Source organism: Actinoplanes xinjiangensis, assembly GCF_003148685.1.
Lineage (GTDB): Bacteria > Actinomycetota > Actinomycetes > Mycobacteriales > Micromonosporaceae > Actinoplanes > Actinoplanes xinjiangensis.
Genome location: NZ_QGGR01000002.1, coordinates 554462 through 575260, shown reverse-complemented (window position 1 = coordinate 575260; position 20799 = coordinate 554462). Strand labels below are relative to the sequence as shown.

Genomic DNA, 20799 nt, shown 5'->3' with positions numbered 1-20799 from the left:
TCCCGTGTGCGCGGTGTCAGTCGACCTCGGCGACGGCCTGGGCGAACTGCGCGGAATAGAGCCGGGCGTACGCCCCACCCTTCGCGATCAGCGAATCGTGGGTGCCCTGCTCCACGATCGACCCGTCCTCCATCACCAGGATCACGTCGGCGTCGCGGATCGTGGAGAGCCGGTGCGCGATGACGAAGCTGGTCCGTCCGCTGCGCAGCGTCGCCATGGCCCGCTGGATCAGCACCTCGGTACGGGTGTCGACCGAGCTGGTCGCCTCGTCCAGGATCAGGATGCTCGGCTCGGCGAGGAACGCCCGGGCGATCGTGACCAGCTGCTTCTGCCCGGCGCTGACGTTCGACCCCTCCTCGTCGATCGTCGTGTCGAAGCCGTCCGGGAGCATCCGTACGAACCCGTCGACGTGGGCCGCCTCGGACGCCTGCCGGATGAGTTCCGGCGAGGGCGAGGAGGCGCCGTACCCGATGTTGTCGGCGATGGTGCCGCCGAACAGCCAGGTGTCCTGGAGCACCATGCCGATCTGCTCGCGCAGCTGCTCGCGCGGCATGGTCGCGATGTCGACGCCGTCCATGGTGATCCGCCCGCCGGTCACGTCGTAGAACCGCATCAGCAGGTTGACGAGCGTGGTCTTGCCGGCGCCGGTGGGGCCGACGATGGCGACGGTCTGTCCCGGCTCGACGGTCAGGTCGAGGTTCTCGATGAGCGGCTTGTCCGGCAGGTAGCGGAAGGAGACGTTCTCGAACGCGATCCGCCCCCGCACCGCCGGCAGGTCGAGAGGGGCCGGGTCCGGCGACTGCTCGGGCGCGTCGAGCAGGGCGAAGACCCGCTCGGCGGAGGCGACGCCGGACTGCACCAGGTTCGCCATGCTGGCCACCTGGGTGAGCGGCTGGCTGAACTGGCGCGAGTACTGGATGAACGCCTGCACCTCACCGAGGCTCAGCGTGCCGGACGCCACCCGCAGGCCGCCGACCACCGCCACGAGCACGTAGTTCACGTTGCCGATGAACATCATGGCGGGCTGGATCAGACCGGAGACGAACTGGGCGCGGAAGCTCGACGCGTACAGCTTCTCGTTGTGCTCCCGGAACGTCGCCGCCGCCTCGTCCTGCCGGCCGAAGACCTTGACCAGGGTGTGCCCGGTGAACATCTCCTCGATGTGGCCGTTGAGCTGCCCGGTGGTCTTCCACTGGGCGACGAACTGCGGCTGTGACCGCTTGCCGATCACGGTGGTCAGCCAGATCGACAGCGGGACGGTGACCAGGGCGATCAGCGCCAGCAGCGGGGAGATCCAGAACATCATCCCGAGGACGCCGACGATCATCAGCAGAGCCGTCACCAGCTGGGCGAACGTCTGCTGCAGGGTCTGTGCGATGTTGTCGGTGTCGTTGGTGGCGCGGCTCAGCACCTCGCCGCGGGCCTGCTGGTCGAAGTAGGACAGCGGCAGCCGGCCCAGCTTCTCCTCCACCTGCTGTCGCAGGTCGTAGACGGCGGACTGCACGGCACGGGTGGTGAGCCGGCCCTGGAAGACGCCGAAGACCCAGGCGAAGACGTAGATGAGCGCCACCCACGCCAGGACCTGCGCCAGCCGGTCGAAGTCGATGCCCTGCCCGGGCGTGAAGTCGACGCCGGAGAGCAGATCGGCCTGGGTGCCCTGGCCGTCGGCCCGCAGGGACTCGATCACCTGTTCCCTGGTGGCGCCGGGTGGGTAGCCGGGCATCCGGCCGATCACGCCCTCGAAGATCACGTCGGTGGCGTGACCGAGAAGGTACGGCCCGAGCACCGACAGGAAGACCCCGAGCGCGCCGAAGACCAGGGCGCCGGCGACGAGCAGGCGCTGTGGTTTCAGCATGGCCAGCAGCCGTCTGGTGGAACCCTTGAAGTCCTGGAGTTTCTCCGGCGGCCCACCGGCCATCATCATGCGGGCGGCGGGCGGTCCACCCGGAACCGGGCCGCGACGTTGAGGAGCAGTCATCGGGTCGCCGCCTCTTCCACGGTCAGCTGGGACAGGACGATCTCGCGGTAGGTCGGGCTGGTCTCCATCAGTTCCTCGTGAGTGCCGGTGCCGACCACCCTGCCGTCGTCGAGCACGATGATCCGGTCCGCGTCGCGGATCGTGCTGACCCGCTGCGCCACGATCACCACCGTGGCGTCCGCGATGTGCTCGGTCAGGGCCGCCCGCAGCGCCGCGTCGGTGGCGTAGTCGAGTGCCGAGAACGAGTCGTCGAAGAGGTAGATCTCCGGCCGGTGCACCAGCGTGCGCGCGATCGCCAGGCGCTGCCGCTGACCGCCGGACACGTTGGTGCCGCCCTGGGCGATCGGCGCGTCCAGCCGTCCCTCCATCGACTCGACGAACGAACGGGCCTGGGCGATCTCCAGCGCCTCCCAGAGCTGCTCGTCGGTGGCGTCCGGGTTGCCGTAGCGCAGGTTGGACGCGATCGTGCCGGTGAACAGGTAGGGCCGCTGCGGGACCAGGCCGATCAGCCGGGACAGCAGGGCCGGCTCGATCTCCCGGACGTCCACCCCGTCGACCAGGACCTGGCCCTCGGTGGCGTCGAAGAGCCGGGGGACCAGGTTGAGCAGGGTGGTCTTGCCGCTGCCGGTGCTGCCGATGATCGCCGTCACCTCGTTGGGGTGCGCGGTCAGGCGTACCCCCGAGAGCACGCCTGCCTCAGCCCCCGGATAGTGGAAACCGACGTCGCGGAGCTCGAGCTCGCCGTGCCGCGACAGCGTGGTGACCGGCGCCGTGGGCGCCACCACGCTGGACGCGGTGCCCAGCACCTCCTCGATCCGCTCGGCGCAGACCTCGGCGCGCGGCACCATCATGAACATGAAGGTCGCCATCATGATGGACATGAGGATCTGCATGAGGTAGCTGATGAACGCGGTCAGCTCACCGACCTGCATGGCGTCGGTGTCGATCCGGTGGCCGCCGAACCAGAGCACCGCGACGCTGGAGATGTTCACGATCAGCATGACGGTCGGGAACATCAGCGCCATGATCTTGCCGACCCGCAGCGACACGTCGGTCAGCTCGTTGTTGGCGGCGCCGTAACGCGCCCGCTCGTGGTCGTCGCGGACGAACGCGCGAATCACCCGGATGCCGGTGATCTGCTCGCGCATCACCTGGTTGACCCGGTCCAGCCGCTCCTGCATGGACCGGAACAGCGGCCGCATGCGCGCGATGATCAGGCCGATCACGGTGATCAGGACCGGGACGATGACCAGCAGCAGCGAGGAGAGCGGAACGTCCTCCCGCATGGCCAGCACGATGCCGCCGACGCACATGATCGGCGCCGACACCATCAGCGTGAAGGTGAGCAGGACCAGCATCTGGATCTGTTGGACGTCGTTGGTGGTCCGGGTGATCAGCGACGGCGCGCCGAACTGGCCCACCTCGCGGGCCGAGAAGCCCTGCACCCGGTCGAAGATGGCGGCGCGCAGGTCACGGCCGACGGCCATCGCTGTCCGGGCCCCGAAATACACCGCCACGGCCTGCGCGGTGATCTGGAGCACGGTGATGCCGAGCATCCCGGCGCCGATTCTCATCACGTAACCGGTGTCGCCCTTGACCACGCCGTTGTCGATGATGTCCGCGTTGAGTGCGGGCAGGTAGAGCGTCGCGATCGTCTGGAGGAACTGGAAGATCACCACCAGGGTGATCTCCGTCCGGTACGGCCGCAGATGCACTTTCAATAGTCTGATCAGCACGGCTGTTCCGTCTCTCTGATGTGAATGCCGTCCAGCAGCAGCGAAGCCAGGTCCGCCCCGCTGAACGAGTCGGGCTCCCCGTACGGCCCGAAGGTGTTGGCGCCGCAGAACATCAGCAGCAGATGGGCGGCACGCTCCGGTGTCACGCGTAGCTCTGCCGCGTCGGGCGCGAAGACGTCGGCGACCGCGGCCCCGATCTTCGCCCGGTTGGCGGTCATCCGGGCGATGGTCTCCGGGTCGTGCTCGCCGACCATGATGAGTTTGCGGGCCGCGTGCATGAGGTCGGCCCGTTCGGCGAACCGCCGGTGCACCAGCTCGGCCGCGGCGATCACCCGCTCGCGCAGGGGAGCGGACCGGTCGATCGCGGCCAGCGCGTCCAGGTCGGACTGCGGGTCGAGCGCTTTGATCACCGAGCAGATCACCAGCTGGCTCTTGCTCTCGAAGACGCCGAAGATCGTGCCTTCGGCCACTCCCGCCGCGCTGGCGATCTGCCGGGTGCTCACCTCCAGCCCGTGCTCGTGCAGCAGCGGGATGGTCGCCTCGATCAGCGCGGCCCGCCGCTCCTCCGGTGCCATCGCCGGGACGCGTCTGCGTCGGTTCTCCATGGCGGCCACTGTAATGAGCGAGTACTCACTCAGACAAACGGATTACCGCGGTCGAACCGGAAACCGAGACGTGGCGTATGAAAGGAATGTGAGCCCAACGAAGTCGTACCGCCGTGTCATCCGGCACCTGACCACGGGATTTGCCGCGGTTCTGGTGTTCCTGGCCCTGATCGTCCCGGACCAGATCTTCCGGCTGCCGCCCGGCAACTCGGTCTTCACCGCGCTCCTGCGGGTACCGGTCGAGGCGCTGATCGCCGGAGCACTCCTGCTTCTGCTGCCGCAACGGGGGCGTCTCGGCCGGGCCCGCCGCCCCCTCGCCGCCGGGCTCGGCGTGCTGCTCGGGCTGCTCACCGTGGTGAAGATGATCGACATCGGTTTCTTCGCGGTGCTGGCCCGCCGCTTCGACCCGGTCCTCGACTGGATCCTCGCCGACGACGCGTTCAACTTCATGGTCGACTCGATCGGTGAACCCGCCACCATCGGCCTGGCCGTCGTGCTGGTGCTCGCCTCGGCCGGCCTGGTCGCCGTGATGACCTGGGCCGTCCTGCGGCTCAGCGGCATCGCGCTGAACCACCGGGTCGCCGCCTGGCGCGGGATCGGCACGGTCGCCGCCGCGTGGATCGCCCTCACGCTGATGGGCACCCAGCTGATCGGCGGCATCCCGGTCGCCTCGCACACCGCCGCCGACCTGGCCGCGCACACCGCCCTCGCGCTGCCCAACGACCTGGCCGACCGCAAGCGGTTCGCCGCGGAGGTGCAGGTCGACGCCTACCGGGACCGGCCGGACGACCAGATGCTGACCGCTCTGCGCGACAAGGACGTCATCATCTCGTTCATCGAGAGTTACGGCCGCGACGCCATCGAGAACCCGGCCTTCAACAGCGCCGTCCTCACCAGCCTCGCCGCGAATCAGGAGAAACTGACCGCCAAAGGTTATGCCTCCCGCAGCGGCTGGCTGACCTCGTCCACGGCCGGCGGCGGCAGCTGGCTCGCCCACTCCACGTTCCTGTCCGGGCTGTGGATCGACAACGAGCAGCGTTACCGCAGCCTGGTCTCCTCCGACCGGCTGACCCTCACCAGGGCGTTCAAGAGCAGCGGCCATCGTACGGTCGGAGTCCAGCCCGGCATCATCTTCGCCTGGCCGGAGGGAGCCTTCTACGGGTACGACCACATCTACGACTCACACACCCTGGGCTACAACGGCCCCGGCTTCAGCTGGTCCCCGATGCCCGACCAGTACGTGATGTCGGCCTTCCAGAAACTGGAGTACGGCTCCACCGACCGCGGCCGGCTGCTCGCCGAGATCACCCTGACGTCCAGCCACACCCCGTGGGCGCCGGTGCCCAGCATGATCGACTGGGACGCGGTCGGTGACGGCAGCGTCTACGGCCCGATGGCGGCGACCGCCGAGGGCCCCACCAGCGTGTGGAAGGACGAGACCCGGATGCGCACCGAGTACGCCCGTTCGGTCGCCTACTCGATGGACAGCCTGCTCGGGCACATGGCCGAGTACGGCCGCGACGACCTGGTGACGGTCTTCCTCGGCGACCACCAGCCGGCTTCCGCCGTGGTCGGGCACCAGGCCACCCACGACGTGCCGGTCACGATCGTCGCCAAGGACCCGGCCGTGCTCGACCGGATCGCCGGATGGGGCTGGACCGACGGCCTCAAGCCCGACCCGGCCGCCCCGGTCTGGCGGATGGACACCTTCCGGGACCGTTTCCTCGCGGCCTACGGCCCGGAGGGCGACCCGCACTGACTCATCCCGGGACGACGTCGATGACCTGCCCGGCCGGGAGCCGGGGGGTCTTCGGCGGCGCCGAGTGCGCCGGGTCCAGCGTGCCGAGCCGGACCGCGAGGTACGGGTACCCGATGTCCCCGAGCATCCGGCGCAGCGTCTGCCGGGTGAACGGGATCTCCACCGGGCTGCTCAGCGGCAGCACGCTCACCGCCTGCTCGGTCGCGGCCAGCCACAGCCGGCTCAGCGCCTCCCCGCCGCGCAGCCAGTCCTCGGCCCCGTCCCCCTCGCCGTAGAGCACCGCGTACACCGCCGCCTTGTCGTGCCCGTCGCCGGCCGCCAGGGTGCCCTTCGCCTGGAAGTCGCGCTCGGCGACCGTGGTGAGCGGCAGTTCCTCGGGCAGCGCCGACGCCGGGATGCCGGTGCCGTCGGGCCGCTCGCCGCCGACCCAGACGGCCGTCTCGGCGGACAACCGCTCGTCGTGGGTCTCGGCGTTCTGCGCCCGGTCGACCGCCACGGCCAGCGCCAGCACCTGGTCACGGCCGAGCACGTGCAGCCGGGCGCCGCTCTCCTCGGTCACCTTCACCAGGTGCCGCAGCGTGTCCTCGGGCACCCGCTCGTCGGTCACGGTCCGCCGGTCGGTACGCCGTACCTGGAGCATCTGGTAGTGCCGGGTGGCCTCCGGGTGCACCGCGACCTGACCCACGGGGCGGATCACCGCGAGCGGCTCGCCGGCCGGCCGGTCCACCTCGTGCCGCCAGCCCTCGGCCTCCAGTGCCACCCGCGCGTGGTGCAGCGCCGTCCCGCAGCTCAGCAGCAGCATCCGGCCCTCCGGGTCCTGCTCGCGGAGCTGCCGTTCCGAGACGCCGAACAGCTCCAGCCGGCCCTCCCGCACCACCCAGCGCCACGGCTGCGTGTTGTGGATCGACGGGGCGAACCGTGCCGCATCCGCCGCCTGGACAAGTGCGCGCTTGACCTCGTCGGTGTCGTTCATGTCCCTATCGTGCGCCCTCCACGCGGCAGCGGGTACGGTCTTCCGCCCCTACCGCCGTTACGCTTCTGCGATGTTCAGTGTCGACCTGACCGAAAGTGCCCAGCTACGCCCACTCGAACCCTGGCAGGCCGAGGAGTTCCTGGCCCACATGGACCGCGCTCGTGCCACCGTCGACCCCTGGATCCCGTGGGCGAGCGTGAGCACCGATCTGGCCAGCGCCACCGCGACCCTCCAGCGCTACGCCGACAACGCGGCCCAGGACCGGCAGCGCCTCTTCGGCATCTGGCTGGACGGCGTACTGGTCGGCGGCACGATGTTCGTCGCCTTCGACGCCAAGGCCGGCAACTGCGAACTCGGCGTCTGGCTGGAGCCGTCCGCGACCGGCCGTGGCCTGGTCACCCGGGCGGCACGGGTGCTGATCGACTGGGCGTTCCGGACCCGGGGCCTGCACCGCGCCGAGTGGCACTGCAACCCCGACAACATCGCCAGCTCCGACGTGGCCCGCCGGCTCGGTATGACCCGTGAGGGGCTGCTGCGTGAGGCGTACCCGTGGAACGGTGTCCGCAACGACACCGAGATCTGGGCCGTCCTAGCCTCCGAATGGAAGTAGATTCGTCGGCGATGTTCGCCGAACCGTCGCTCACCCACCGGCGGGAGGACGGTCTCGACGTCCCCCTGCTGCTCTGGCGTTTCCCGGAGCCGTTGCTCGCCGCCTCCAGCGCGGTCCTCGGCGGCGGCGTCGGCCCCCGCGAGTGGCTGATCAACGCGTCGGTCGCGATGTCCTACGCCCGGCCCGACCCGGACGCCCACCTGGCCGCGCTGGCCACCGGTCTGGGCCTGACCGGGCCGGGGATCGGGCTGCTCACCGGAGTCGACGTGGCCGACGCGGTCCACGTCCGGGACGGCGGGGTGCAGGTGTACGCCACCGTCGGGCTCGGCGCCCCGATCCAGGCCGCGTCCGCCGAGTCCGGCTTCGATCACCGGCCGGGCACCGTGAACATCGTCGTCTGGGTGCCGCAGCGCCTCGCCGACGGCGCGCTGATCAACACGATCGCCACCGCCACCGAGGCGAAGGCGCAGGCCCTCGCCGAACTCGGGCTCGCCGCCACCGGGACCGCCACCGACGCGGTCTGCGTGCTCTGCCCGCTCGACGGCCCACCGGCGGCCTACGGTGGGCCGCGATCGGCGTGGGGTGCGCCGCTGGCCCGGTCCGTGCACCGGGCGGTCCTCGACGGCGGCGCGGTCAACCTGGCGACCGGCCGCTCCTGGTCGGACCGGGCCCGGCACTCGCTCTAGGGACGCAGAAGACCGGATTCGATCAGGATCCGGCGGCCGTCGCCCTCGCGGACGAAGTCGATGAACGAGACGCCCGTGCCGGGCTGCACCAGCACCAGGTTCACCCGCCCGACCTCGACCGGCTCCGCGTTCAGGCGCACACCCTGCGCCGCGAACGGATCATCGGTCACCAGGACGTCCACCGGTTCACCGCCGGCGATGCGATCGGCCAGGCTCAATCCGTCACCGTACGAGAGGACGACCTCGATATTCGGATGATGCGCCTCGAACGCCCGCTCCACCTCGACGAACGCCTCGGCCAGCGAGTCGTCCACGGCGACCTTGAGCTCGATCAGTCCCGCCGGTGGCCCCCCGCTCTCCGGCCCCCCGCTCTCCGGCCTCACGCCGGTGCCCGACCGGGCCGCCGGAGCGGCCGCCTCGCCCGGTTGGGTGTCGTTCGCACCCGGTGCCGCACCGGCGCACCCGCCGACCGCCAGGACACCGGCCATCAGCACGGCGACAAGTCCACGCATCGTCCCCTCCGATCAGATCCTTCGGACGTTCCCCGTTTGGACCGCCCGCCCGGCCGCCCGGTTCCGCCGCCGAGCCGACGGCCGTCCGGTGGCGCCGCGCCGCGCTGACGGCCGTCCGGTTCCGCCCCGCCGCGCCGACGGCCGTACGGTGGCGCGCCTTCGGCCGGGCGTGGACCCATGCCGGGCCGCGCGTGGCAAATCGGCACAAAAAGTGCCACCCGTCCGACATTGCGTACGTCACACCCCCGCCGTCATGCTGGGTGCGTGCCGGAACGCATCACCGAAGTCACCGCTCTGCTCGCCGAGGTCCTGGCGCCGCGTGCCCCGCTCACCGTGATCGTCGACGGCGGCGATCCCGGCGCCGCGGCGCAGTTCGCGTCCCGTCTCGCCGCCGCGTTCCCGTCCACGGCCCGCGCCTGGAACGTCGACGCGGTGCTCGGGCTGATCGGCCCCGGCGGCGGAGTGTCCGATTCGGCGCTCAACGTCCTGGAGCCGGCCACCGACCGGATCCTGGTCTATCTGCGGGGCGGTCCGCGGCACCGGTTCGCCGAGGGCGACGGCGAACGGCGTGCCCAGGTGGTCATCGACCACCGCGACCCGGACTGGCCGGTGATCCGGCACCTGCACCCCGACCTGGCCGACGTCGACCGGTGGTATCTGTCGGAGAGCCGGGCGTTCTTCGCCGCCCGCGCCGCCGACTGGGACACCAGGTTCGGCGACGACATGCCCCGCTACGCCGAGGCGATCCGGCTCGCCGGGGTGCGGCCCGGTCAGGTGGCCATCGACGTCGGCTGCGGCACCGGCCGGGCACTGCCCGCGCTCGCCGCCGCCGTCGGCCCCGGCGGCCGGGTCGTCGGGTTGGACTTCACCCCCGGCATGCTCGCCGCCGCCCGCGCCGCCGGCCGCGGGGACAGCGCCGCCCTGCTGCTCGCCGACGCCCGCCGGCTCCCGGTCGCCGACGCCACCGCCGATCTGATCTTCGCGGCCGGCCTGGTGCACCACCTGCCCGATCCGGAGGCCGGCCTCGCCGAACTGGCCCGGGCCACCCGCCCCGGCGGCGTCCTCGCGATCTTCCACCCGACCGGCCGGGCCCAGTTGGCCGCCCGGCACGGCCGCACCCTGCGCCCCGGTGAGCCGCTGAGCCGGGAACGCCTGGGCCCGTTGCTGGCCGCGTCCGGCTGGCGGCTGCACCACTACGAGGACGTCCCCGACCGCTTCCTGGCCCTGGCCACCCGCCTCTGACCGTCCGGCGGCACCATCCGGGCCGGCACCCCGCCAGGGTCGGCGGCCGAAGTGCGGGGGTGCTCGTCGCCACGGTCACGACGGTCGCGGATTCCGGCCGCGGCATGGAAGGCTTGCCGCCATGGGCATGGTCAAGGTTGTCGGGCTGGTACTGCATCCCCGCCGGGACTGCGGTTCCGCGATCGAGGCGATCACCGGCTGGGCCACCGAGCGCGGGGTCACCGTGCTCGGTCTGCCCGACGAGGTGAGCCGGATCAGCGGCTGCACGGCGGAGGCGGTCGAGGCGGCCGAGATGGTGGAACGGGCCGGGCTGCTGGTCAGTCTCGGCGGTGACGGCACGATGCTGCGCACGATGCGCCTGGTCGAGGGGCGTACGACACCGGTCCTCGGGGTGAATGTGGGACGGCTCGGGTTCCTGGCCGAGGTGGATCTGTCGGATCTCGGGGACGCCCTCTCCGCGATCGACGATCACCGGTTCACGATCGAGTCGCGGACCGCGGTGCGCACCACCCTTCCGGACGGGCGCACGGTGTCGGCGTTCAACGACGTCGCCCTGGTCCGGGTGCCGGGGCACGGCCTGGCCGCGGTCGGCATCCGGGTGGAGGGCAGCGGTTTCGTCAACTACGCGGCGGACGCGGTGATCGTGTCGACGCCGACCGGGTCGACGGCGTACAGCTTCTCCGCGGGTGGCCCGATCGTCTCGCCGAACGTGCACGCGCTGATCGTGTCGGCGGCGGCCGCGCATTCGTCGTTCAACCGGTCGCTGGTGCTGGACACCTCCGAGCAGCTGGCTCTGGACGTGCTGCCGACGAGCGGGCGGCTGGCGATCGAGGTGGACGGGATCATCGAGGGCCACGCCTCGCCGGGTGACCGGCTGGAGATCGAGCCGGTGCTGTCCGCGGCCCAGGTGATCCGGTTCGGGCGTACCTCGTTCTACGAGCGGGCCCGGCGCAAGCTGCGGGTCGAGGGCAGCGCGTCGGCGGTGGCCCTGGATCCGGCCGACGCCGTGGTGGTCGACAGTTTCGAGCGGCATCGTTACGAGGTGCTGCTCGGCGGAGAGGTCGCCGGCACTCTGACGTACCGGCACAGAGATGGGCAGATCGAACTTTTGGACACCGAAGTGGACCAGGCGTTCTCCGGCCGGGGACTGGCCCGCCGCCTGGCCGCCGCAGCACTCGCCGATGCCCGGTCACGCGGTATCACCGTCATCGCCACCTGCCCGTTCGTCGCGGGCTATCTCGAACGTCACCCCGAGAGCTGAGGACACACCATGGGCCAAGCCGCGATCCTCACGGTCGACGACGACCCGTCCGTCTCCCGCGCCATCGCACGTGACCTGCGCCGCCGCTACGCCGACCGGTTCCGGGTGATCCGGGCCTCCTCCGGCGACGAGGCCCTGGAGGTGCTGCGCGAGCTGAAACTGCGCGGCGGGCGGGTCGCGGTGATCCTCGCCGACTACCGGATGCCGCAGATGAACGGCATCGAGTTCCTGGAGCAGGCGATGGACCTGTTCCCGTACGCCCGGCGGGCCCTGCTGACCGCCTACGCCGACACCGACGCCGCGATCCAGGCGATCAACCTGGTCGACGTCGATCACTACCTGCTGAAGCCGTGGGATCCGCCGGAGGAGAAGCTCTACCCGGTGCTGGACTCGCTGCTGGACGCCTGGGAGGCGGCCGGTGAGCAGGAGCTGCCGGACATTCGCCTGGTCGGGCACCGGTGGAGCGAGCCGTCCTTCCAGATCCGCGACTTCCTGGCCCGCAACCTGGTGCCGTACAAATACTTCGGCGCCGACGAGCCGGAGGGCCGCCGCCTGCTGGAGGCCGCCGAGGCCGGGCCGGAGGCGGTGCCGCTGGTGGTGACGGCCGACGGGCGGGCGCTGTCCCGGCCGACCGTGCAGGAGGTCGCCGAGGCGGCCGGCCTGTCGACGAACCCGGGCCGCGACTTCTACGACCTGATCATCGTGGGTGGCGGGCCGGCCGGGCTGGGCGCGGCCGTCTACGGCGGCTCGGAGGGGCTCAAGACGCTGCTGATCGAGCGGCAGGCGGTCGGCGGGCAGGCCGGGCAGAGTTCCCGGATCGAGAACTACCTGGGCTTCCCGGACGGCATCTCGGGCGCCCAGCTCACCGACCGGGCACGCCGGCAGGCCGACAAGTTCGCCGCCGAGACGATCAGCACCCGCGAGGTCGTCGGGCTGCGGACCGACGGTTCGGCGCGCACGCTCACGTTCGCCGACGGTGGCGAGGTGTCGGCGCACGCCGTGCTGCTGGCGACCGGTGTGTCGTACCGTCCGCTGGTCGCCGACGGGGTCGCCGGCCTGACCGGTTCGGGGGTGTTCTACGGCTCGGCCGCCACCGAGGGACCGGCCTGCGCCGGGACCGACGTCTACATCGTCGGCGGCGCCAACTCCGCCGGCCAGGCGGCGCTGTTCTTCGCCCGCTACGCCCGTCGGGTCACCCTGCTGGTCCGCGGCGACTCGCTCGAGGCGTCCATGTCGTACTACCTGATCCAGCAGCTCGCCCAGATCGGGAACATCGAGGTCCGGACCCGCTGTGAGGTGATCGGGGCGCAGGGCGACGGCCATCTCCAGGCGATCACCATCTGTGACGGTAAGAACGGCACGAAGGTGACCGTGGAGTGCGGTTACCTGTTCGTGTTCATCGGGGCCGAGCCGCGGACCGACTGGCTCGGCGACACCCTTCTCCGTGACGACAAGGGTTTCATCCGGACCGGGCCCGATCTCCTGACGAATGGGGAGCGCCCGCGGGGATGGGATCGGGACAGGGATCCGTTCTATCTGGAGAGCAGTGTCCCCGGTATCTTCGCGGCCGGCGACGTCCGGGCCAGTTCGGTGAAACGGGTGGCCTCGGCGGTCGGCGAGGGTGCGATGGCCGTCGCGCTGGTCCACCGCTACCTGGAGGCGCAATGATGTCCGACACCACCGACGAGATCCGTCTCGAACCCTGTGAGCCTGGCCGGCTCACCACCGGGGATCTGCGCTCGCTCTTCCTCTTCGAGAAGCTCACCGACGAGCAGCTGGCCTGGCTGGCCGGGCACGGCTGCACCATGCGGGTGCCCGGCGGTGGCCTGGTGCTGCGCGAGGGTGATCCGGCAGTCTCGTTCTTCGTGCTGCTCAGCGGCACGATCACGCTGACCCGCCGGGTCGGGCAGGACGAGGTCACCACCACCCGGACCGAGCAGCGCGGGGTCTACATGGGGGCGACCCAGGCGTACCTGCGGGAGGACGGGGTTCCGCGGACCTATCAGGCGTCGATGCGGGCGATCACCGACGCCGAGTTCTTCGTGCTGTCCGCCGACGACTTCGGCTCGCTCATGCGCGACTGGTTCCCGATGGCGATCCACCTGCTCGAGGGTCTGGCGCTGGGGATGCGCAGCTCGCAGGCGGCGATCGGGGAGCGGCAGCGGCTGGCCGCCCTCGGCGCCCTGTCGGCGGGGCTCATGCACGAGCTGAACAATCCAGCCGCGGCCGCCGCCCGCGCCACCGGCGCGCTGCGCCAGCGGGTCGCCGCGATGCGGCTGAAACTGGGCAAGCTCGCCGCCGGCAAGGTCGCCCCTGACCGGCTCGTCGCCCTCCTGGAGTTGCAGGAGGAGGTGATCGAGCGGGCCGCGAAGGCACCCGCGATGACCGCCCTGCAGACCGCCGATCTGGAGGACGAACTCGGCGACTGGATGGACGGCCGGGAGATCACCGCGGCCTGGGACCTGGCGCCGGTCTTCGCGCAGGGCGGCATCGACACCGGGTGCCTCGCCGACCTGGAGACCCGGCTGGCCTCCCCGGAGCTGCTCGACCAGGCGATCCACTGGATCGGGTACGCCCTGGAGACCGAGCAGCTGATGAGCGACATCGAGGACGCCACCGGCCGGGTGTCCAAGCTGGTGCACGCCGCCAAGCAGTACTCACACGTGGACCGGGCCGCCCATCAGTGGATCGACGTGCACGTCGGCCTGGACAGCACACTGGTCATGCTAGGCCACAAGATCGGCGACTCGGTCCGGGTGGTCAAGGAGTACGACCGTGACCTGCCGCAGATCCCGGCGCACCCGGCCGAGCTGAACCAGGTGTGGACCAACGTGATCGACAACGCGGTGCAGGCGATGAACGGCTCCGGGACCCTCACCGTCCGTACCTACCGGGTCGATGACGGGCTCGTGGTCTCGGTCGGTGACACCGGTCCGGGGATCACTCCCGAGGTGCGCAAGCGCATCTTCGAGCCGTTCTTCACCACCAAGGCCGTCGGTGAGGGGACCGGGCTGGGCCTCGACATCTCCTACCGCATCGTCGTCAACGGTCACGGCGGCGACATCGAGGTCCGTTCCGAACCCGGCGACACCCGGTTCCTGATCCGGCTGCCGTTCAGCGAACCGGCGTCCGCCTGATCCGCGGTCAGAGCAAACCGCGGAGATAGGCCGCCTGCCCGGCGTGCTGGACGTCGTCGTCCAGCACGCTGACCAGGCGGACCCCGAGGGTCACCGGCGGATCCCAGTCACGGTCGACGATCCGGTCCAGATCGGCGGGGGTCAGCGTCTCGACCCAGGCGACGGTACGGGCGAGGACGGCCCCGAAGTAGCCGGTCAACGTCTCCCAGCTCGCCGGCGCAACCCCGGCGACCTGCTCAGGACCGTGGCCGTAACCGGTGTCCGACGGGTCGGAGCCGAGCCCGAACCGTGGCCCCCAGTCACCGCTCACATAGATCTGCTCACCGCCGATGACCGCGGTGAGGTGGTGGTCCTGAACCCGGGTCAGATGCCAGACCAGCCAGCCGATCGAGTTGGCGCCCGGTTTCGGCGCCCAGCGCAGCTGCTCCGGGCTGAGGTCCCGGACGGCTGCCTCGATCGTCTCCGGCAACCGGCCGTACCCGTCCTTCAGGATGTCCCGGACGTCCATGCTCACTCTCCCGTCCCCGAATCCTCGGCGGGCTGCTCCCGCCCGGTGCCGGTGCCGGTGTCGCCGCCCGTCTGACCCTGGCCCGTCTCACCCTGGCCCGTCTCACCCTGGCCCGTCTCATTCTGGTCCGGCGGGGTGGTCTCCGCCGGGGTGGTCGGTACAGGCCCCTCGGACGTGGGAGCCGGCCCGGCCGGCGTGGTCGTGGCAGTGTCCGGCCCGGTCGGGGCGGGTGCCTCGCTCGTCGTGGTGGCCGGCGTCCGCGACGGAACCACGACCGGCGATTCCTCGTCGTCGCGGTGTTCGTCGGCGGTGTCGAACAGGATGGTCGGGCTTCCGTTGTCGCGGCCGCTCGTCACGTCCGCCGCGGATCGTCCGGCGAACAGTTCCGCGGTGGTCAGCACACCCATGCCCAGCAGGAAGAACACCCCGGTGACGAGGGCGACCCGCTTCCAGTGGATGCGGCGTTCCGGCTGATCCCCGGACGGCGCCGGAGCGGCCGGGGAGACGGGCTCCTCCGACGGGGAGGCGTCGGCTGCGGCCTCGACCGATGGCGTCCCCACCGCGGCGGGAGCGACCACGAACGCGGCCTGCAACTGTTTCGTGCCACGGTTGATGGACCGGTGATAGACCTCCGTTCCGATCGAGCTGATCAGCGCCGCCAGCGCGGCGCCGATCATCGTGCCGGCGACCCCGAGGAAGGAGCCGAGGAAGGCCGCCGAAACGGCGGCGAGAGTGCCGGCGATGGTCTTCGGGATGTCGATACCGGACCAGAATCGGCCCGTAGCGTGGTCAGACATGTCCTCCTGATCCCCTGCGTCAGATTTACGCGGATCAGGAAGCCTTTACCTCCACGGAAATCGCTAAACCCGCCGACTCGGCCGCCACCCGCCGCCGGGTCAGCCGACGGGTCCGCAGAATGCCCGCCACACCGGCGGCGGCCACCAGGAACTGCACCGACATCGCGACCCGGAAGTCGTCGATGTGATAGTCGTTACCACCACCGGTGCGGTAGTCGAGGATCAGCCCGATCAGCTCGATCGTCACGAGCGACGCCACGAACCCGCCCACGTTGACGACCCCGGTCGCGGTGCCCAGCCGGCTCGGCGGGTTGAAGCTGCGCGCGAAGTCGAACCCGATCATCGACCCCGGGCCGCCCAGGCCGAGCGCGATCACCAGCGCCACCAGCAGCGGCAGCGGGGCCCGCCCCGGCCAGGCGATGACCACCGCCCAGGCGGTCATGTTGATCGCCACGATGCCGAGCACGAGCCAGGAGCGGCGCAGCGGATGCCGCTGGGTGAGCATGCCGAGGACCGGCCCGGCCAGCATGCCGGTCACCACAAAGACGGTCAGTAGCACACCGGCGGTGGCCCGGCTCAGCCCCTGCCCCGCCACCAGGAACGGCACACCCCACATCAGCGCGAAGACCGTGCCGGTGAACTGGGTGGTGAAGTGCGCCCACAGCCCCAGCCGGGTGCCCGGGTGCCGCCACGAGCTGCCGAGGTCGGTGCCGAGCTGCTGCCAGCTCACCGGGGCGCCGCTGATCCGCTGTTCCGGGGTGTCGCGCAGGGCGGCGAGCACGACGACCGCCACGAACATTCCGACGCCGGCCGCGCCGAGGAACGCGGTGGTCCAGCCGGGCCCGGCCAGCACGGCGGCCAGCGGGACGGCCGAGAGCACCTGCCCCAGCTGGCCGATGATCCCGGTCAGCTGGGTGAGCACCGGAACGCGTCTCGCCGGGAACCAGCGCGGCACCAGGCGCAGCACGCTGATGAACGTCATCGCGTCGCCCGCGCCGACCAGCACCCGGGCCAGGATCGCCCCGCTCAGCCCGTCGGTGAACGCGAGCAGCACCTGCCCGGACGCCATCACGGCTGCACCGGCCAGCACCAGCCGCATCGACCCGAACCGGTCCAGCAGCAGCCCGACCGGGATCTGGAGAGCGGCGTAGACGAGCAGCTGCAGGACGGCGAAGACGGCCAGGGCGCTCGCGCCGACCCCGAACCGCTCCTGCGCGTCGAGGCCGGCCACACCGATCGAACTACGGTGCAGCACCGCCACCGTGTACGCGGTGAGGCCGGTGGCCCACACCGCCCAGGGACGCAGGCCCATCAGATGCCTTCCGCAGTGCCGGGTAACGTGCAACTACCACCCTTCTCCGTTACCCGCACCACCGGCAACGTGCGCCTTCTCACTTCGTAAGGTGCGTCTCCAACCAGTCCAGGGTCTCCCGGAGGAAGTCCGCCCGCGCGGTGCGGTGCAGCAGCTCGTGGCCCTCGCCGGGGAAGAGCAGATAGCGGTGCGGATGGTCGCGGGCGGCCAGCGCATCGACCACCTGGGTGGCCTCGATCACCGGCACATTGCTGTCGTTGGCGCCGTGCACCACCAGCAGCGGGGCCCGCAGCCGGTCGATCCGGTGGATCGGCGACAGCTCCCGCAGCAGCTCGGCGTCGTGCACCGGGTGGCCGTACTTGCTGACCGCCGCGGACGCGATCCACGGCTCGGTGTGCTCGTAGAAGGTGGCGAAGTTCGACATGCCGCAGATGTCCACGCCGACGTCGAACAGGTCGGGGAACCAGGTCAGCGCGGCCAGCGTGAGATAGCCGCCGTAGGAGCGGCCCATCACTCCGACCCGGTCGGCGATCCCGGCGCCGCGCAGGTACTCCACACAGGTCCGGACGTCCTCGATCGCGGCGTACCGCAGAGCGCCGTTGTCGGCGTCGACGAACGAGCGCCCGAATCCGGACGATCCGCGGACGTTGGCGGCGAAGACCGCGATGCCCCGGTCGGCCAGCGACTGGAAGAGCGGTCCGTGGCCCGGTCGTTCCTGTGCCTCCGGGCCGCCGTGCAGCCACACCACGGTCGGATGCGGGCCGGGCGTACGCGGGGTGAACAGCCAGCCGGTCAGCGTCAGCCCGTCGTGGGCCGGGAAGGACCGCAGCACCGGACGGATCGCGACCGGCGAGGCCGGTTCCGCGGAGACCGCCCTGACCTCCCCGGTCCCGCGCTGCCACACCCAGACGCCGTTCGGCTGCCCCGGCCCCTCGGCGGAGAATCCGAGAGTCGACCCGTCGAAACTCCAGGTCATGTCGGCGGCCACCAGGCCGGGCAAGGGGCCGAGGACTGCCGGCGCGCGATCGCCGTCGTGGTCCAGGTCGATCAGCGCGATCTCCGATTCACCGCCCCGGACGTTCCACAACAACGCGGCGGTACGGCCGTCGGCCGTCACCACGAAGTCCTCCACCTCCCCGGAGCCGCCGCCGGCGGTGGAGGCGGGCGAGGTGGGGGACTGGGTCAGCACCTCGACGGCGTCGCCGGCGATCCGGAGCAGAACCGGGAACTCGCCGTCCTGGCTGAGCGCGTAGACACAGCCGCCGCCGGGGCTGAAGACCGCCCGTTCGCCGCGGGTGACCGGTTTCTCGGTGCCGCCGGTCAGGTCACGCAGCACGATCTGGCGGGCGCCGCGGGGCCCGTACCGCAGCAGCGCGAAGCGCCCGGCCGGGTCCACGTCGAGAAGCGAGACCAGATCGCCCGCGGCGACCACCGTCCGTTCCCCGGCCGTCACGTCGATCAGCACGGCGGTGGTCAGGTTCTCGGTGAGGGCCAGGACCGGCCGGCCGGGCAGCCACCGCATGTTCTCCGCGGTGTCGGCGCCGAACCCGGCGACCTGGTGCAGGTCGGAGCCGTCCGGCCGGACCAGCCACACCTCGTGCCGGGGTGCACCGCCCGGGGCGATCTGGCAGGCCAGCCAGCCGCCGCCGGACGACCAGCACACGGTGGACACCGGCTCCGGTCCGGTGTCGACGCGGAAGGCCAGCTCGCTGCCGACCGGTTGTACCCAGACGGCGGGTACGCCGCCACGGTCGGAGACGTATGCCATGTGCCGGCCGTCCGGGGACAGTGCCGCCGACCAGTTGCCGGCGATCTCCGAATCCAGACGGCGCCACCCGGCGGGCAGCACGGTCACGTCGACGCGATTGAGCTGGCCTTCCAACGAGTAACCCCCTGTCTACAACTGCTGCAACCACATCTCCAGCAGCGCGAGTTGCCACAACTGGTTCGCCCCGAGCGTGGTGCGCGGGGTGTTCGGATCGGCGAGGAGCGCGTTCACGTACTCCGGCCGGAACAGTGACCGTTCCCGGGCGGCCGGCGCGTGGAGCGCGTCGCGGACCAGGTCCAGCACCGGGCCCTCCAGGTGCCGGATCCCGGGCACCGGGAAGTAGCCCTTCGGCCGGTCGATGACCTCGTCCGGGACCAGTCCGCGAGCCGCGTCCTTGAGCACTCCCTTGCCGTCGCGGGCCAGTTTCAGCTCGGGCGGGCAGGCCGCCGCGATCTCCACCAGCTCGTGATCCAGGAACGGTACGCGCGCCTCCAGCCCGAACGCCATAGTCATGTTGTCCACGCGTTTGACCGGGTCGTCCACGAGCATCACCTGGGAGTCGAGTCGCAGGGCGGCATCGACGGCGGTGGTGGCACCGGGCCGGGCGAAACTCGCCTCCACGAACTCGCGGCTGACGTCGGTGTCCACCAGCCATTCGGGGTTGAGCTGCCGGGCCAGGTCGTGGTGCGGCCGGTCGAAGAACTCCTTCGCGTAGGCCTCGGCGGCCTGCTCCCGGGACACGTGGGCGAGCGGCGGATACCAGCTGTAGCCGGCGAAGATCTCGTCCGCTCCCTGCCCAGATTGCACGACCTTGACGTGCTTCGCAACGTCTTCGCTGAGCAGGTTGAAGGCGATGCAGTCGTGGCTCACCATCGGCTCGCTCATCGCCGCCACGGTCCGCTGCACCGCCGGCAGGAACCGGTCCTGACCGATTCTGATCTGGTGGTGCTCGGTGCCGAACTGCTTGGCGATCAGATCGGAGTACTCGAACTCGTCGCCGCTCTCCCCGCCGCCGGAGTCGAACCCGATGCTGAACGTGGTGAGCCCCTTCTGCCCCCGCTCGGCCAGCAGCGCCACGATGAAACTGGAGTCCAGGCCGCCGGAGAGCAGCACCCCGACCGGTACGTCGGCCACCATCCGCCGCTCGACCGCCAGGCGCAGCTTGTCCCGGACCGCCTCGGCCCACTCCGCTCCGGTCGCCGCGACCGGCCGGGTGAACGACGCCTCCCAGTAGACCCGCTCGCTCGACGTCCCGTCGGCCCGGATCACCCGGACCGTGGCCGGCGGCAGCTTGCGTACCCCGGACAGGATGGTCCGCGGTGCCGGCACCACCGAGTGGAACGTCATGTAGTGGTGCAGTGCCACCCGGTCGATGCCGGTGTCCACCCCGCCGGCCGCGAGCAGCGCCGGCAGCGTCGAGGCGAACCGCAGCCGTCCCGGCGACTCGGCCAGGTACATCGGCTTGATCCCGAGCCGGTCCCGGGCCAGCGTGACCGTCCCGGTGTCGTGCTCGGCGACCGCGAAGGCGAACATCCCGAGGAACCGGGTGACACAGTCGGCACCCCACCGGTGGTACGCCTTGAGGATCACCTCGGTGTCCGACGTCGACGCGAAGGCGTACCCGTACCCGGTCAGCTCGTCGCGCAGCTCCCGGTAGTTGTAGATGCAGCCGTTGAAGACCACCGTCAGGCGCAGCAGTTCGTCGGTCATCGGCTGGGCGCCGGCCTCCGACAGATCGATGATCTTCAGCCGGCGGTGACCGAATGCGATCCGTCCACCGTCCCAGAGCCCGTCACCGTCGGGGCCCCGGGACTCGAGACAGGGCAGCATCCGCCGGATCGCCTCGGTGTCCGCCCGCCGGTCGCCGTAACAGATCTCTCCGGCGATCCCGCACATGAAATCTCCTCCTCTTTGG

17 protein-coding genes are annotated in these 20799 nt (G+C 71.0%); 7 read left to right on the top strand and 10 right to left on the bottom strand.

Features of this window, described 5'->3' with window-relative positions:
* Nucleotides 1-16: 16 nt before the first annotated feature.
* The 3 genes from BC793_RS06030 to BC793_RS06020 are packed head-to-tail and all read right to left on the bottom strand — an operon-like array spanning nucleotide 17 to nucleotide 4319.
* Nucleotides 17-1978 (bottom strand): ABC transporter ATP-binding protein, encoded by a 1962-nt coding sequence (locus BC793_RS06030; RefSeq protein WP_109589999.1) that lies wholly within the window; start codon nucleotides 1976-1978, stop codon nucleotides 17-19.
* On the bottom strand, nucleotides 1975-3714 hold the full coding sequence (locus BC793_RS06025; RefSeq protein WP_109589997.1) for an ABC transporter ATP-binding protein: 1740 nt from the start codon (nucleotides 3712-3714) through the stop codon (nucleotides 1975-1977). Before BC793_RS06025 ends, BC793_RS06030 begins: the two co-directional genes overlap by 4 nt.
* Nucleotides 3708-4319 (bottom strand): TetR/AcrR family transcriptional regulator, encoded by a 612-nt coding sequence (locus BC793_RS06020; protein WP_109590394.1) that lies wholly within the window; start codon nucleotides 4317-4319, stop codon nucleotides 3708-3710. The genes BC793_RS06025 and BC793_RS06020 overlap by 7 nt, the downstream gene beginning before the upstream one ends.
* An 88-nt stretch (nucleotides 4320-4407) precedes the next feature.
* On the opposite strand from BC793_RS06020, the gene BC793_RS06015 reads away from it, so the two are divergent.
* Nucleotides 4408-6078, top strand: a complete 1671-nt coding sequence (locus BC793_RS06015) for an alkaline phosphatase family protein (RefSeq protein ID WP_109589995.1) — start codon at nucleotides 4408-4410, stop codon at nucleotides 6076-6078.
* A 1-nt stretch (nucleotide 6079) separates the two neighbouring features.
* Here the strand turns inward: BC793_RS06015 and BC793_RS06010 are convergent, their stop codons facing one another.
* Nucleotides 6080-7051, bottom strand: coding sequence for an Acg family FMN-binding oxidoreductase (locus tag BC793_RS06010; RefSeq protein ID WP_109589993.1), 972 nt, complete (start codon nucleotides 7049-7051; stop codon nucleotides 6080-6082).
* Nucleotides 7052-7121: 70 nt separating this feature from the next.
* Here BC793_RS06010 and BC793_RS06005 point away from each other — a divergent pair, with 70 nt between their 5' ends.
* Together BC793_RS06005 and BC793_RS06000 are read left to right on the top strand one after the other, a co-directional pair.
* Nucleotides 7122-7661, top strand: a complete 540-nt coding sequence (locus tag BC793_RS06005) for a GNAT family N-acetyltransferase (protein ID WP_109589991.1) — start codon at nucleotides 7122-7124, stop codon at nucleotides 7659-7661.
* A gap of 11 nt (nucleotides 7662-7672) precedes the next feature.
* Nucleotides 7673-8347 (top strand): adenosylcobinamide amidohydrolase, encoded by a 675-nt coding sequence (locus tag BC793_RS06000; protein WP_109589989.1) that lies wholly within the window; start codon nucleotides 7673-7675, stop codon nucleotides 8345-8347.
* Here the strand turns inward: BC793_RS06000 and BC793_RS05995 are convergent.
* A complete protein-coding gene (locus BC793_RS05995; protein WP_109589987.1) occupies nucleotides 8344-8859 on the bottom strand; it encodes a molybdate ABC transporter substrate-binding protein in 516 nt (171 codons plus the stop codon). The two genes, BC793_RS06000 and BC793_RS05995, sit on opposite strands and share 4 nt — an antisense overlap.
* Nucleotides 8860-9123: 264 nt before the next feature.
* On the opposite strand from BC793_RS05995, the gene BC793_RS50505 reads away from it, so the two are divergent.
* From BC793_RS50505 to BC793_RS05975, 4 genes are all read left to right on the top strand, one after another.
* Nucleotides 9124-10101: a class I SAM-dependent methyltransferase gene (locus BC793_RS50505; protein WP_203896010.1), complete on the top strand. Its 978-nt coding sequence runs from the start codon at nucleotides 9124-9126 to the stop codon at nucleotides 10099-10101.
* A gap of 121 nt (nucleotides 10102-10222) precedes the next feature.
* Nucleotides 10223-11362, top strand: a complete 1140-nt coding sequence (locus BC793_RS05985; protein ID WP_109589985.1) for an NAD(+)/NADH kinase — start codon at nucleotides 10223-10225, stop codon at nucleotides 11360-11362.
* 9 nt (nucleotides 11363-11371) lie between these two features.
* Nucleotides 11372-13030, top strand: coding sequence for an NAD(P)/FAD-dependent oxidoreductase (locus BC793_RS05980; protein WP_109589983.1), 1659 nt, complete (start codon nucleotides 11372-11374; stop codon nucleotides 13028-13030).
* Complete coding sequence (locus BC793_RS05975) at nucleotides 13030-14499, top strand: ATP-binding protein (protein WP_109589981.1); 1470 nt, start codon at nucleotides 13030-13032, stop codon at nucleotides 14497-14499. Before BC793_RS05980 ends, BC793_RS05975 begins: the two co-directional genes overlap by 1 nt.
* Before the next feature lie 7 nt (nucleotides 14500-14506).
* Here BC793_RS05975 and BC793_RS05970 read toward each other — a convergent pair whose 3' ends face one another.
* The 5 genes from BC793_RS05970 to BC793_RS05950 form a co-directional block, all read right to left on the bottom strand.
* Entirely contained in the window at nucleotides 14507-15007 is a 501-nt protein-coding gene (locus BC793_RS05970; RefSeq protein WP_109589979.1) for a mycothiol transferase, read from the bottom strand.
* 2 nt (nucleotides 15008-15009) lie between these two features.
* A complete protein-coding gene (locus tag BC793_RS05965) occupies nucleotides 15010-15804 on the bottom strand; it encodes a hypothetical protein (protein ID WP_109589977.1) in 795 nt (264 codons plus the stop codon).
* A gap of 34 nt (nucleotides 15805-15838) precedes the next feature.
* Nucleotides 15839-17116 (bottom strand): MFS transporter, encoded by a 1278-nt coding sequence (locus BC793_RS05960; RefSeq protein WP_109589975.1) that lies wholly within the window; start codon nucleotides 17114-17116, stop codon nucleotides 15839-15841.
* 79 nt (nucleotides 17117-17195) lie between these two features.
* Nucleotides 17196-18998, bottom strand: a complete 1803-nt coding sequence (locus BC793_RS05955; protein ID WP_109589973.1) for a prolyl oligopeptidase family serine peptidase — start codon at nucleotides 18996-18998, stop codon at nucleotides 17196-17198.
* A 15-nt stretch (nucleotides 18999-19013) separates the two neighbouring features.
* Nucleotides 19014-20780, bottom strand: a complete 1767-nt coding sequence (locus tag BC793_RS05950; protein ID WP_109589971.1) for an N-acetylglutaminylglutamine amidotransferase — start codon at nucleotides 20778-20780, stop codon at nucleotides 19014-19016.
* Nucleotides 20781-20799 lie beyond the last annotated feature (19 nt).

Bases quoted from the DNA above. Each gene is read 5' to 3' on its own strand.
- BC793_RS06030 (WP_109589999.1), bottom strand. From the start codon at position 1,978: ATGACTGCTCCTCAACGTCGCGGCCCGGTTCCGGGTGGACCGCCCGCC.
- BC793_RS06020 (WP_109590394.1), bottom strand. From the start codon at position 4,319: ATGGAGAACCGACGCAGACGCGTCCCGGCGATGGCACCGGAGGAGCGG.
- BC793_RS06010 (WP_109589993.1), bottom strand. From the start codon at position 7,051: ATGAACGACACCGACGAGGTCAAGCGCGCACTTGTCCAGGCGGCGGAT.
- BC793_RS06005 (WP_109589991.1), top strand. From the start codon at position 7,122: ATGTTCAGTGTCGACCTGACCGAAAGTGCCCAGCTACGCCCACTCGAA.
- BC793_RS06000 (WP_109589989.1), top strand. From the start codon at position 7,673: ATGTTCGCCGAACCGTCGCTCACCCACCGGCGGGAGGACGGTCTCGAC.
- BC793_RS05995 (WP_109589987.1), bottom strand. From the start codon at position 8,859: ATGCGTGGACTTGTCGCCGTGCTGATGGCCGGTGTCCTGGCGGTCGGC.
- BC793_RS05985 (WP_109589985.1), top strand. From the start codon at position 10,223: ATGGGCATGGTCAAGGTTGTCGGGCTGGTACTGCATCCCCGCCGGGAC.
- BC793_RS05980 (WP_109589983.1), top strand. From the start codon at position 11,372: ATGGGCCAAGCCGCGATCCTCACGGTCGACGACGACCCGTCCGTCTCC.
- BC793_RS05975 (WP_109589981.1), top strand. From the start codon at position 13,030: ATGTCCGACACCACCGACGAGATCCGTCTCGAACCCTGTGAGCCTGGC.
- BC793_RS05970 (WP_109589979.1), bottom strand. From the start codon at position 15,007: ATGGACGTCCGGGACATCCTGAAGGACGGGTACGGCCGGTTGCCGGAG.
- BC793_RS05965 (WP_109589977.1), bottom strand. From the start codon at position 15,804: ATGTCTGACCACGCTACGGGCCGATTCTGGTCCGGTATCGACATCCCG.
- BC793_RS05960 (WP_109589975.1), bottom strand. From the start codon at position 17,116: ATGGGCCTGCGTCCCTGGGCGGTGTGGGCCACCGGCCTCACCGCGTAC.
- BC793_RS05950 (WP_109589971.1), bottom strand. From the start codon at position 20,780: ATGTGCGGGATCGCCGGAGAGATCTGTTACGGCGACCGGCGGGCGGAC.